Origin of the sequence: Pseudarthrobacter chlorophenolicus, assembly GCF_000962805.1 — a bacterium.
In the GTDB taxonomy this organism is placed as follows: Bacteria; Actinomycetota; Actinomycetes; order Actinomycetales; family Micrococcaceae; genus Arthrobacter; species Arthrobacter chlorophenolicus_A.
This window is the reverse complement of the sequence record NZ_JZTW01000007.1, coordinates 211,513-223,853: the sequence shown is the minus strand read 5'-3', so window position 1 is coordinate 223,853 and position 12,341 is coordinate 211,513. Positions and strand designations below refer to the sequence as shown.

Sequence of the window (12,341 nt, the reverse complement as noted above, 5' to 3'; positions counted from 1 at the left end):
CCGTGGACGGTGCCGCCGGTGCCGCAGACGACGCCTGGGGTGCCGCGGGCGCGGAAGCTGCCGGAGCTGCCGGAGCAGCGGGGGCTGGCGCCTCAGCCTTGGGGGCCGGAGCCTTGGGCGCGGCGGGACCGGGAGCCGGAGCTGCCGGGCGCGATTCTGCCGCGGGAGCGGGTGCCTTGGGGGCGGCGGGTGCCGCAGCCTTGTTGGCGGCGTCGGGGAAGGCGTTACGGAGCTTCCGCACGACGGGGGCCTCAATGGTGGAAGAGGCGGAGCGAACGAATTCGCCCAGTTCCTGCAGTTTTGTTACTGCATCTTTGGAAGTGATACCGAGCTCTTTGGCGAGCTCATGTACGCGGACCTTGGCCACATTTCTCCTGTCTCGGTCCGCACCGAGCCAGGTACGAACCGTCTACTTCTTACTGCGGACCCCGGCCGCGCTTGGTGCGGAGGGGCCCATTGCAGAGCGCAACAAAGTTGTCATCGTTACGCACTCATCGCTGGGAACTCATCGGGTTTCCATCAGACTTCTGACCCGCTTTCAGGTTGGACGGTTAGTGCTGCAGCCACCGGGGCGCCTGCGGCGGTCGGGCCTTGCTTGATCCGGCGTTCGACGTCGGCGGTTTCGGTTGCGCCACGCAAGGCACGCCCGAATGCCCGCCGTTTGAGCGCCAGGGCAAGGCACGATTCGCTGGGATGCAGCCATGCACCCCGGCCAGCCATCCGGCGTCGTTCATCCACCAGGACAACGGACGAACCGCTGTCCCCGGCGACGAGCCGGAGTAACTCTGTCTGCGGACCCTTCTTCCGGCAGCCGATGCAGGTACGTTCCGGTCGATTTCCGCTGGTAGGTGTTGCTGCCACGGTGATCGTCCTGACGTTCATATCTGCCGGCCTCCGCAGGTCCTGTGCCGCTGTTGCGGAACGGGCACGCGAAGGCGCACTACTGCCGGCCGTTAGGCGCGGACCTATCTATTCTAGCCCCTTCAGGCCGTTCTGCCCGAACCCGTGGCCTGCCACGGTGTGGCAGGCCACCTTCGACAGGGCGCCGTAAGTGCTTCAGTTTTCCTTCGGCGTGGCGGCGTCGGAAACGATGTCGATTCGCCAGCCGGTCAGCTTGGCGGCGAGGCGGGCGTTCTGGCCTTCCTTGCCGATAGCCAGGGACAGCTGGTAGTCAGGGACCACCACCCGCGCGGAGCGGGTTGCTTCGTCGGTAATGGTGACGGAATTCACGCGCGACGGCGAGAGGGCGCTGGCGATGAACGTCGCCGGGTTCTCGCTGAAGTCCACGATGTCGATCTTTTCGTCGTTGAGCTCCGTCATGACGGCGCGGACGCGGGAACCCATTTCACCGATGCAGGCACCCTTGGCATTGATGCCGGCTGCGTTGGCCTTTACGGCGATCTTGGTCCGGTGACCGGCTTCGCGTGCCAACGCCACAATCTCCACTGAGTGGTCCGCGATTTCCGGGACCTCCAGTTCAAACAGCTTGCGGACGAGGCCCGGGTGGGATCGGGACAGCGTGACGGACGGACCCTTGGTGCCGCGGTGGACGTCGATGACGAGGGCGCGGAGCCTGTTGCCGTGGATATACTTCTCCCCCGGCACCTGTTCGGGCGGCGGCAGCAGCGCTTCCAGCGAACCGAGGTTCACCTGGATCATGTGCGGGTTGTTGCCCTGCTGGATAGTGCCGGACACCAGCTCGCCTTCGCGGCCCTTGAACTCGCCCAGCACGTTGTCATCTTCAACGTCGCGCAGGCGCTGCAGGATGATCTGGCGGGCGGTGCTGGCAGCGATGCGGCCGAAGCCCGCGGGGGTGTCTTCGAATTCGCCGATCGGGGCGCCGTCGTCGTCAATTTCCACAGCCCAGATGGTCACATGGCCGCTCTTGCGGTCAAGCTCGGCACGGGCTTTTTCGAAGGCGCCGGGCGACTTGTGATAAGCCACCAGCAGAGCCTGCTCGATGGTGGGAATCAGGAGGTCCAGCGGAATTTCACGCTCACGCTCCAAAAGTCTCAGTGCGCTCATGTCAATATCCATCAGGCCTCCTCGGAAGGTCCATTGTGTTCTGGTTCCAGGCCATCTTCCGAAAGGTGGCTGAATTCGATCTCGACTTTTCCGGTACGGATCCTGTCGAAAGGAAGTTTTACGGGATCGCCCTGCTTGGGCTTCATGCCCTTCTTGACGGCGATTTCGGGTACCAGGGTGACTCCCCCGTCATCCACCGACTGGATGCGTCCGGTGATGTTCTCACCCTGGATGACCTTGACGCTGGCAATCCGGCCTTTGGCGCGGTGCCAGTGGCGCGGTTCCGTCAGGGGGCGGCCGACGCCTGGTGACGAGACCTCAAGGTCGTACGGGCGGGTATCGGCGCCGGGATCGTTATCCAGGACATCCGAGAGCACTTTCGAGATGTCAGCGATGACATCGAGGCTCACGCCGCCGGTTTCGTCCTGCGGCAGGTCCACCACCACGTGGAGGACCCGGTGGGAGCCGGCAATGTTGATTGCGACGTCCTCAAGGTACAGCCGGTTGGCCAGGACGGACGGTTCAAGGAGGGTCCGGAGCCTGTCGGCTTCCGGGTTGTGGGCCGGCGCGGAATCAGCCTTCCCCGGCGCGGTGTGGTCTGATGAAGCCTGGGCTTCTGCATTGCTCACGATGCCGGCCGCCTCCCTTATAGATGATGTGGTGTGTACTAGCGTAGCCATTTTACCGGTCCAGTGGTGCACCCGGATCCCCCTCCGCCGTGACACCATGGTCTGTTGTGGAAGACGACAGCCAGGAAAGAAAACCGCGGATGCGCTACGCCAGGTACGCCGTCATTTCGCTGGCCGCCCTGCTGGTCCTCAGCCTCGGATTTGCCGTCATTCCGGGCGAGCAGCCCGCTCCGGCTCCGCCGTCGTATACCGAGCAGGCCCGTACCTCTGCCCTGGAAGACGCCCTCGCACTGCGGGCCGCAGGGCTGGACCTTGCCGCCACGGCTGCCGGAGACGGCGCTGCTGGACGCCCCACACAGGCGGTTGTGACGTTGCTGACTCTCCAGGCCCGCGCCTTCCTGCCTGCCGGCTCGCCGGCTACACCATCGGCCCGCCCGTCCACGCCGCCCGGCCCGGCCGGGACACCCGGCCCGTCCGCGACGTCCCACCCGACAGCGTCGCCGTCCGCGGCACCTGCTGCCACGGCCACCCCCGTGGATCTCGCCAAGGCCCTGGCCGCCAGCGGTTCGCGCCGGCTCAAGGATGCGCAGGAGGCCGACGGCGGGATGGCGCGCCTGCTCGCGGGCGCGGGGACCGCACAGCTGCTGGCCGCCCGGCAGCTGGCCGCAGCCGCGGGCGAGCCCGGCGCAGTCACGGCGGCTACCCCATACCAGGCAGACGCAACCGCAGGTTCCGGCCCTCAGGCCGGCCCCGCCCCCACCCCGCTGCCGGCGGACTGCCCGTTCATGGCACCTGACACCACCACGGTGCCCAGAGGCTCCACACCGGGAGGAGCTTCGCCCGCGAGCGGCAGCCCTCCCGCGGAGAGTGCCGCCGGAGAACCTGCCGGCACCGGAACTGTTGGTCCGGTGCTAACAGCCGTCCTGCAGGCCGAGCAGCAGGCGGCCTACGGCTACCAGGCAGCCATGCCGCGCCTGGCCGCGGCAGATGCCGGGCCGGCGTCGGAATTCCTGCAGCAGCACCGGGCTGCCGCGGAAGAAACCGAAAACCGCCTCCGGCTGGCGTGCCAGGCGGCCCGGCCGCAACCGCCGGGATACGCCCTGGACGCAAATTTCCTCGGCGCCCCGGCCACCGCGCTCGGCACGCTCGAGGCAGCTGCCTTGCCCGTTTACGGCGATCTTGTTGCCTTGACCGGGGGCGCGGACCGGACGTGGGCCCTCTCGATGCTTGAATCAGCTGTTGCCCGGACCGTCCATTGGGGCGCCGACCCGGGTCCGGTGCCAGGTATCGTGCTGGATCCAGCCGCCTTGCCGGCCCTGCCGGCCAGCGGTTAGCCCGTCCTGCAGACACCAGGCTGATGCCAATGACTCCAGCAACGGGCGTGCCCATCCCGCCCGAACTCGACGCCAGGTACCGCCGCAGCAGTTCCGGGCGGGCCTGGCTTGCCTCGCTGCCGGGACTGGTTGCCGGCCGGATGGAACAGTGGCACCTGGCGTCCGCGCTCCGTCCTGGCGAGCTCCCGTGGAGCGGCCACGGCGCGGTGGTGGTTCCCGTGCTGAGGGAGGACGGCACACCGGCCGCCCTCAAGGTGGCCTACCCCCATGACGAAGCGCTCGGCGAGCCCCACGCCTTGGCGCTGTGGGCCGGTCGCGGGGCCGTGGGCTTGCTGGAGCAGGACAGTCAAACATGTTCCATGCTCCTGGAACGCCTGGAAGCGGGCGACTCCCTCCACGACATGCCGCTGGACGAAGCGGCAGCAGTGTGGGGCGGCCTGGTCCGGCAACTCAGCCTGGTCCCCGACGCGCGGCCGGAGTGGAGCTCCTTTGAACACATCGCCGCCCGCGCCGAGCAGTGGAGCGATGAATTGCCCGCGGACTGGGACCAGTTGGGCCGGCCCTTTCCGCGATGGCTGCTCGAGGCTGCCCTTGAGGTCTGCCAGACCCGCGGCGCCGTAGGCCGCCGCTCCGCCCGTGACGTGCTGGTCCACACGGACCTGCACTTCCTGAACATCCTGGCCCGTCCTGGCACCGGACGGGCCAGAGACCCGCAGCCGGGCGGACGGTACGTTGCCATCGACCCCCAGGCGCTGATCGGCGAGGCCGAGTTCGCCGTGGCGCCGCTGTTATGGAACCGGCTTCATGACCTGCCCGCGGACGGTCCGGAGGCGGCGCTGCGGCGCCGCTGTGCGGACTTCAGTACGGCAGCAGGACTGGACCCGGAGGTGGCCCGGCAGTGGGCGGTGGCCCGGGAGGTGGCGAATGCCCTTTGGTATGCGGCCGAACCCCACCATCAGGGCGACCTTGCCCGGTCGCTCTGGGTGGCCAGTACGCTGGCGGGACGGAGGCTTGCCGGGTTGCCGCCGGCACGTTCGCTGCCTGAACCGGAGCAGGACAGTGGGTCCCGAACGCTCCCCTGAGCGGCCGGTTCCCTTACCGGTTTGCTGACCAGCCGCTAGGGCGCCCGCACGGCTCCAAGGGCGGACCTGACCGCGTCCACCGCAGTTTCGACGTCGTCGGCGCCGGTGCGCCAGTTGCTGACGGAGACACGAAGGATATCCCGGTCGCGCCACCGGGAGCCTGACATCCACACCCTGCCGTCTGCGATGATGCGGGCGGTCACGGCCCGGGTGGTGTCGTCGTCGCCGAATGACAGGCTGACCTGCGTGTACTGCACGTCGTTGAGTACCTCGACCCCGTCGATGCCACGCAGGCCGGAAGCAATCCGCGCGGCCGCGGTGGCCAGCCCGTTGACCTGTGCGGCAACGCCGTCCCGGCCCAGGCTCCTGAGCGCCGCCCACACCGGGACGCCCCGGGCCCGCCGGGACAGTTCCGGGACTTTTTCGAACGGGTCCCCCGGCCCTTCGGCGTCATGCACCAGATAGCTCGCATGCAGCCCCATCGCGGCACGCAGGGCTGGCGCGTCCCGGACTATGGCGATGCCGCAGTCGTAAGGGACGTTGAGGGTCTTGTGGGCATCAGTCCCCCATGAATCAGCGCCGTCGAATCCGTCCGTCAGGTGGCGGAGTTCGGGCGACGCCGCCGCCCACAACCCGAAGGCTCCGTCGACGTGCACCCAGGCGCCGTGTTTCCTGGCCACCTTGATGGCCTCGGTGAAGGGGTCGAAGGCACCGGAGTGGAGGTTCCCGGCCTGCAGGCAGACCAGCGCCGGGCCGCTCCCTGCCTCAAGTGCCGCGTCCAGGGCAGCAGGAATAATGCGCCCCTGGCTGTCGGCCTCGACCACCGCCGGCTGGCCCAGTCCCAGGTAACGCAGGCCCAGGTCCACGGTGTCGTGCCGCTCACGGCCCACAAAGCAGCGGATCCGCGGTGCGCCCGCCAGCCCGTCGCGGTCCAGGTCCCAGCCGGCATCGGCAAGGAGCCGCCACCGCCCGGCAGCCATTCCGGTGAAGTTGGCCATCGTGGCTCCTGTCACGAATCCGACGTCGGAGCCCGCCGGCAACCCCAGCAGGTCCAGGAGCCAGGTGCCGGCGGCTTCCTCGATGGCAGCCATGGCCGGGGTGGCGTAACGCAGCCCGGCATTCTGGTCCCAGGCGCTGACCAGCCAATCCGTTGCCAGCGCCGCGGGCAACGTCCCGCCGATGACCCAGCCAAAGAAACGGCCGGAAGGCATCGCCATGAGGCCGGGCTCGGCAGCCCGGGCCAGGAAGTCAACCACATCATCCGCAGGGAGGCCCTGGTCCGGGAGGATTCCGCCGAACACGTCCGTAAGGTCATGTGCCCCTACGGCCGGGCCCACATGCCGGCCAGGAAGGCTTTCCAGCCAGGCCGAGGCGTGCCTCACGGCAGCTTCGAGGGCCGGCCGGTAGGCGTCGTCGCCATGTGACATACCTGCATGCTACGCGCTGTCCAGCGCCGCGACGAGGGCTGCCACCGGGGGGCCGGACCATGCCGGGGCAGGGCCGGTCAGGCGAAGTTTTCCTGCCACACGTCAAACCCGAGTTTGACGATCAGGGCGGCCACCACCACCAGGAAAACCACCCTCACGAATCGGCTGCCCTGCCTGACCGCAGTCCTTGCCCCAAGGTAGCCTCCCGCCATGTTGGCAACGCCCAGCAGCAGCCCGAGTCCCCACAGGATCGAGCCGTGCGGCAAGAAGAACATCAGGGCACCGGCATTGGTTGCCATGTTCACGATCTTGGCCTTGGCACTGGCCTCCAGGAACGCGTAGCCCATGGCCGATACCAGTGCGATGACCAGGAATGATCCGGTGCCCGGACCGATCAGGCCATCGTAGAAACCGATGACCGCCCCGATCAGGCACGCCACCACGTAGTGCTTGTGGCCGTCGTGCCGCAGCGCCGTAATGTCCCCGACGTTGGGCTTGAGGGCTGTGAAAAGCGCCACGACAACCAGCGCGGCCACGATGATCGGCTTGAAGACGCTGGCGGGCAGGTTTGCCGCCAGGATCGCCCCGCCGAAGCTCCCCGCGAGGGCAATTACCGCCATGGGCAGCGCCGTCCTCAGGTCCGGCCCCACCCGCCGGTAATACGTGACGGCGCTTGTGGTTGTCCCGAAAATCGAACCCAGTTTGTTGGTTGCCAGCGCCTGCACCGGCGTGATGCCCGGGACCAGCAGCAGCGCGGGCAACTGGATCAGCCCTCCGCCGCCCACCACCGCATCGACCCAGCCGGCACCGAAGCCGGCCAGGACGATGAGGATGAGGGTGGTCAGCTGGAGGTGCTCAACACCAAAGTCCACGCCTGGGATCAGCTGTTGCGGACGGCGTTGACCACGTAGTCAACGGCCTTGTCCACAGCGACGTTCTCGGCTTCTCCGGTGCGGCGGTCCTTGATTTCCACGACGCCGTCCACCAGTCCGCGGCCGACGGCCAGGATGGTGGGCACGCCCAACAGTTCGGCGTCACCGAACTTCACGCCCGGGGACACCTTGAAGCGGTCATCGTAAATAACGTCGAGGCCGGCGGCTTCGAGGCCCAGGGACAGCTGCTCAGCGGCGGCGAAAATGTCCTCGCCCTTGCCGACTGCCACCACGTGGACGTCGGCAGGTGCCACGGCGCGGGGCCAGGTGAGGCCCTTGGCGTCGTGATTGGCCTCGGCCAGGGCGGCCACCGCACGGGTGACGCCAACGCCGTACGACCCCATGGTCACCGTGACCTGCTTGCCGTTCTGGTCCAGCACCTTGAGGTCCAGGGCGGCGGCGTATTTGCGGCCCAGCTGGAAGATGTGGCCCATTTCGATGCCCCGTGCTGTTTCCAGGGGGCCGGAGCCGTCCGGTGCGGGGTCGCCGGCGCGGACCTCGGTGCACTCGATGACGCCGTCCCAGGTGAAGTCGCGGCCGGCAACGAGGCCGAAGACGTGCTTGCCGGCTTCGTTGGCGCCGGTGATCCAGCTGGTGCCGCTCACCACCCGCGGATCCACCAGGTACAGCAGCTTGGTGGTTCCTTCGGAGCCCAGGAGCGGGGCGTCCAGGGACAGGCCTGGGCCCAGGTACCCCTTGACGATCAGGGGCTGCTTCTTCAGGTCCTCCTCGCCGGCCTGCTCGAGTCCGATCTCACCGGCCATCGGCAGGAACGCGCCAATGTTGGCCTCGACGCGCTTCAGGTCCACGCCGCGGTCGCCGGGAAGGCCGATGACCACCAGCTGGCGCTCACCGGTGGGCAGCGTTACGGCGAGGACGACGTTCTTCAGTGTGTCAGCGGCAGTCCAGGCGCCGCCGTCGGCCTCGGCCCGGGGCGCGATCTGGTTGGAGGCGTTGACCAGGGTCTCAATGGTTGGCGTATCCGGGGTGTCCAGGACCTCCGCGGCAGGCGCACCCGTGAAGTCGATGTCCTCGGGCACCACGGTGGTGACGGCTTCGACGTTGGCTGCGTAACCTGCGGCAGACCGGACGAAGGTGTCTTCGCCAATGTCCGTGGGGAACAGGAACTCCTCGCTCCGGGAGCCGCCCATGGCGCCGGCGGTGGCTGCCACCGGGACGACGTCGAGGCCGAGCCGCGCGAAGATCTTGAGGTAGGCAGACCGGTGCGCCGCGTAGCTGGCGTCCAGGCCGGCGTCGTCCACGTCGAAGGAGTAGGAGTCCTTCATGATGAACTCGCGCCCGCGGAGGAGGCCTGCCCGCGGACGTGCCTCGTCGCGGTACTTGTTCTGGATCTGGTACAGGCTGAGCGGCAGGTCCTTGTACGAGGAGTACAGGTCCTTCACGAGGAGGGTGAACATTTCCTCGTGCGTGGGGGCCAGGAGGTAGTCGGCGCCCTTGCGGTCCTGCAGCCGGAACAGCCCCTCGCCGTATTCGGTCCAGCGGTTGGTTGCCTCGTAGGGTTCACGCGGCAGCAGGGCCGGGAAGTGGACTTCCTGGGCGCCGATGGCGGTCATTTCCTCACGGATGACCTGCTCTACCTTGCGGAGTACGCTCAGGCCCAGCGGCAGCCAGGTGTAGATCCCGGGAGCCGCGCGGCGGATGTAGCCGGCACGGACCAGCAGTTTGTGGCTGGCCACCTCTGCGTCGACGGGATCTTCACGCAGGGTGCGCAGGAAAAGCTGGGACATTCTAAGGACCACGGGTGGTATCCGTTTCTGGAAAAGTGCTGGATCAGCAGGGCCGGACAAATTCGTCTGCATACTAATCTACCGGCACAGCACCACTCGCCCGGAAACAGTAGAGCCACGCCCGGTTGCAAAGCCCCTGGCCCCCCAATAGGGCTGGTCATTGCATCCGGGCGTGGCTCAACGCCGTTATCGCCTTATTACAGGTGAGGACTGGTGAGACCGCCCACTCCACTCAGCGCAGCTAGATCGAACCTATGTGATGGCGGGCACGTTGACAAGTAATTTCTTCCTTAGAGCGCTACTGACCGGAAGAAAAAACCGGACAGTACGCCGCCGCGCGGCCTACTTGATAAGGGCTGCCGCAGAATCCAGGAGCGAACCTGCCTGCTCCTGGGCAGCCGCACCGTCGGTTCCGCCGGATGCGACGGCGGACAGCACCACGCCATGGTGGACAGCCTGGGCGGTGGTCACCGACTGGACCTGGCCGTTAGGCAGCGTCGTTTCGGTGCGGAACGCGGTGGTTCCCGCAACCCCGCTGACGCCGTCGATGCGGGTGATGGCAACCGCCACCTTGACCCCCGCCACCGTCATGACCATGTTCGAGCACTTCTCCAGCTGCTCCGAGGGGTCTGAGACCTTCGCCAGCGCGGCCTGGTCCAGTCCCGACATCAGGGACAGGGCGGTGACCATACCGGAAGCGGCGTCCGTGCTGAGTCCCAGGGCAATTGCCGCCCCATCCACGGACGGTACCTGGCCGGAGGCCGCAAGTTCCTTGCATGCCGCCGGCTCAACCTCGATGGAGGACACCATGTCCTTGGACTGCTGCAAGGTGCTGGCCAACTCTTCGCCGGGGACCGGTGTCAGCCGCCGGTCTGCCGAGTCCCGCACCTCGCGCACAACCCCGGCCAGCTCCTCACTGGTGTACGCCTTGTCCGGCGTAGGGGTGGGCGAGGAAGTGGCTGTATCCGCCGATGGCCCGGCGGAAGCGGAGCTCCCCGCCGAAGCAGCCTCTCCCGCGGGTGCCGAGGTGCCCCCGCACGCTGAAACACCGATCACCAGAACCGCAGAAACCGCGAATGTACCCAGCACAGAAGTCTTCAATTTTCCCCCAAGTCACATGCGGTCCTGCGTCGGGCCGCTAAAAGAGAACTGTAGCGAACGTGCCCACTTGGCGGAAGCCGACACGTTCATAGGTGGATCTGGCCCTGACGTTGAAGCCGTTGACGTAGAGGCTGGTCAGCGGCGCGATCTTCTGCGCCTGTTCCACGACGGCGGACATGTAGCCGGAGCTCAGCCCCTTGCCGCGGTGGAGGGGATTCATCCAGACCCCCTGCACCTGGGTGACCTCGGCGGTGACGGCGCCGAGCTCGGCCTTGAAGACCACTTCCCTGGCTTCATTGAGGTGGACCAGCGAATAGCCCTGCCGGATCAGGCCTTCAACCCGGCGGCTGTAAAACTCCCGGCCGCCCAGGAACGGCGAGTAGCCCACTTCTTCTTCGAACATGGCGGCGCAGGCGGGCAGGATGCGTTCGAAGTCTGCCAGGTCGCCCAGCCCCAAGCCCGGGTTGGGCGGGACGTCAGCTGGCCCGTCGATCACCATCAGGGGCTGGTCCGGGCGGATTTCGTGGGCGCGGTGCCCCAGTTCAGCGAGTTCCCCGTGCAGGGCCAGCACCGCATCCGCGGGGCCGAAAGCGGACGCGTAGCGCCGGCCGGACCGGTTGGCCGCTTCGGCCACCAGTGGTGCGAAGGCCGGGTCAAGTTGGACGGGGACCAAATTGGCGCCCGCCCAGCAGGCACCCACCAGGATGCCGTCGTCGAAAACTCCGACGATGCCGGCACCGCCGCTGGTGGGAGCGGCAGTACCGGCAGTGCGTAAATGCGCGAGGATGAACACGTTAGCCACACGGTCCTGCTCAGCCAGGTGCCTGAGCGCAGCAGTGTCCGCGCCGTCCAGGGTGCGGACGGATATCCCCGGCGGGTCCGGCTCGTCCTTACGAGACGCTAACCACGGGGCCACCTTTGACAGCATCTTCGCCATCGGCCTCCCCCATCTCTTCCGCGATACGCATGGCCTCTTCGATCAGTGTCTCAACAATCTGGCTCTCCGGCACAGTCTTGATGACTTCACCCTTCACAAAGATCTGCCCCTTGCCGTTGCCGGAAGCAACGCCGAGGTCGGCTTCGCGTGCCTCGCCCGGCCCGTTGACTACGCAGCCCATGACGGCGACGCGCAGCGGGACCTCCATGCCTTCCAGGCCGGCTGTGACCTGTTCCGCGAGCGTGTAGACGTCCACCTGCGCACGTCCGCAGGACGGGCAGGACACGATTTCGAGCTTGCGGGGCCGCAGGTTCAGCGACTGCAGGATCTGGTTGCCCACCTTGATCTCCTCAACGGGCGGGGCCGAGAGGGAGACGCGGATGGTGTCGCCGATGCCACGGGAAAGCAGTGCGCCGAAGGCGGTGGCTGACTTAATGGTTCCCTGGAACGCCGGACCGGCCTCGGTCACGCCGAGGTGGAGGGGCCAGTCGCCCTTTTCGGCGAGCATCTCGTAGGCGGCCACCATGATCACGGGGTCGTTGTGCTTGACCGAGATCTTGAAGTCGTGGAAGCCGTGCTCTTCGAAGAGGGAGGCTTCCCAGACGGCGGATTCAACCAGTGCTTCGGGGGTGGCCTTGCCGTACTTCTTGAGGATTCCCGGTTCCAGCGAGCCGGCATTGACGCCGATGCGGATTGACGTCCCGTGGTCCCGGGCGGCAGCGGCAATTTCCTTGACCTGGTCATCGAACTTGCGGATGTTGCCGGGGTTGACCCGGACGGCCGCGCAGCCGGCTTCGATGGCGGCGAAGACGTACTTGGGCTGGAAGTGGATGTCCGCGATAACGGGTATCTGGGACTTGCGGGCAATGATGGGCAATGCTTCGGCATCATCGGCCGACGGGCAGGCAACGCGCACGATGTCGCAGCCGGATGCGGTCAGTTCCGCGATCTGCTGCAGGGTGGCGTTGATGTCGGTGGTGGGCGTGGTGGTCATCGACTGCACGCTGATGGGGGAATCCGAGCCTACTCCCACCGAACCGACTTTGATCTGGCGCGTCTTGCGGCGCGGGGCAAGGACGGGCGGCGGTGCTGCGGGCATTCCCAGGCTGACCGAGGTCACGTGGAC

The 12,341-nt window shown here is 67.2% G+C and carries 12 protein-coding genes; 2 read left to right on the top strand and 10 right to left on the bottom strand.

Annotated elements, in window-relative coordinates:
* The 4 genes from UC32_RS09695 to UC32_RS09680 form a co-directional block, all read right to left on the bottom strand.
* Positions 1-367 (bottom strand): translation initiation factor IF-2 N-terminal domain-containing protein (locus UC32_RS09695; protein ID WP_045731009.1); only part of this gene is annotated, 367 nt, incomplete at its 3' end.
* Between the two features lie 152 nt (positions 368-519).
* Positions 520-882 (bottom strand): YlxR family protein, encoded by a 363-nt coding sequence (locus UC32_RS09690; protein WP_045731008.1) that lies wholly within the window; start codon positions 880-882, stop codon positions 520-522.
* Positions 883-1,056: 174 nt separating this feature from the next.
* Positions 1,057-2,037: a transcription termination factor NusA gene (gene nusA, locus UC32_RS09685; RefSeq protein WP_045731007.1), complete on the bottom strand. Its 981-nt coding sequence runs from the start codon at positions 2,035-2,037 to the stop codon at positions 1,057-1,059.
* The gene (locus UC32_RS09680) at positions 2,037-2,654 is read right to left on the bottom strand and encodes a ribosome maturation factor RimP (protein ID WP_045731006.1); all 618 of its coding nucleotides are present in this window, start codon (positions 2,652-2,654) and stop codon (positions 2,037-2,039) included. Before UC32_RS09680 ends, nusA begins: the two co-directional genes overlap by 1 nt.
* Positions 2,655-2,794: 140 nt before the next feature.
* Between UC32_RS09680 and UC32_RS09675 the strand changes: the two genes are divergently transcribed.
* The gene (locus UC32_RS09675; RefSeq protein ID WP_045731005.1) at positions 2,795-3,988 is read left to right on the top strand and encodes a DUF4439 domain-containing protein; all 1,194 of its coding nucleotides are present in this window, start codon (positions 2,795-2,797) and stop codon (positions 3,986-3,988) included.
* A 29-nt stretch (positions 3,989-4,017) separates the two neighbouring features.
* On the top strand, positions 4,018-5,070 hold the full coding sequence (locus UC32_RS09670; protein ID WP_045731004.1) for an aminoglycoside phosphotransferase family protein: 1,053 nt from the start codon (positions 4,018-4,020) through the stop codon (positions 5,068-5,070).
* A gap of 35 nt (positions 5,071-5,105) precedes the next feature.
* Here the strand turns inward: UC32_RS09670 and UC32_RS09665 are convergent, their stop codons facing one another.
* The 6 genes from UC32_RS09665 to ispG form a co-directional block, all read right to left on the bottom strand.
* Complete coding sequence (locus tag UC32_RS09665; protein WP_045731003.1) at positions 5,106-6,497, bottom strand: pyridoxal phosphate-dependent decarboxylase family protein; 1,392 nt, start codon at positions 6,495-6,497, stop codon at positions 5,106-5,108.
* Positions 6,498-6,574: 77 nt separating this feature from the next.
* Entirely contained in the window at positions 6,575-7,369 is a 795-nt protein-coding gene (locus UC32_RS09660) for a sulfite exporter TauE/SafE family protein (protein ID WP_045731002.1), read from the bottom strand.
* Between the two features lie 8 nt (positions 7,370-7,377).
* Positions 7,378-9,189, bottom strand: coding sequence for a proline--tRNA ligase (locus UC32_RS09655; protein ID WP_045731001.1), 1,812 nt, complete (start codon positions 9,187-9,189; stop codon positions 7,378-7,380).
* Between the two features lie 330 nt (positions 9,190-9,519).
* A complete protein-coding gene (locus tag UC32_RS09650) occupies positions 9,520-10,278 on the bottom strand; it encodes a hypothetical protein (RefSeq protein WP_045731000.1) in 759 nt (252 codons plus the stop codon).
* A gap of 37 nt (positions 10,279-10,315) precedes the next feature.
* Positions 10,316-11,206, bottom strand: a complete 891-nt coding sequence (locus UC32_RS09645) for a GNAT family N-acetyltransferase (protein WP_045730999.1) — start codon at positions 11,204-11,206, stop codon at positions 10,316-10,318.
* Positions 11,169-12,335: a flavodoxin-dependent (E)-4-hydroxy-3-methylbut-2-enyl-diphosphate synthase gene (gene ispG, locus UC32_RS09640; RefSeq protein WP_045730998.1), complete on the bottom strand. Its 1,167-nt coding sequence runs from the start codon at positions 12,333-12,335 to the stop codon at positions 11,169-11,171. The genes UC32_RS09645 and ispG overlap by 38 nt, the downstream gene beginning before the upstream one ends.
* Between the last annotated feature and the right edge of the window lie 6 nt (positions 12,336-12,341).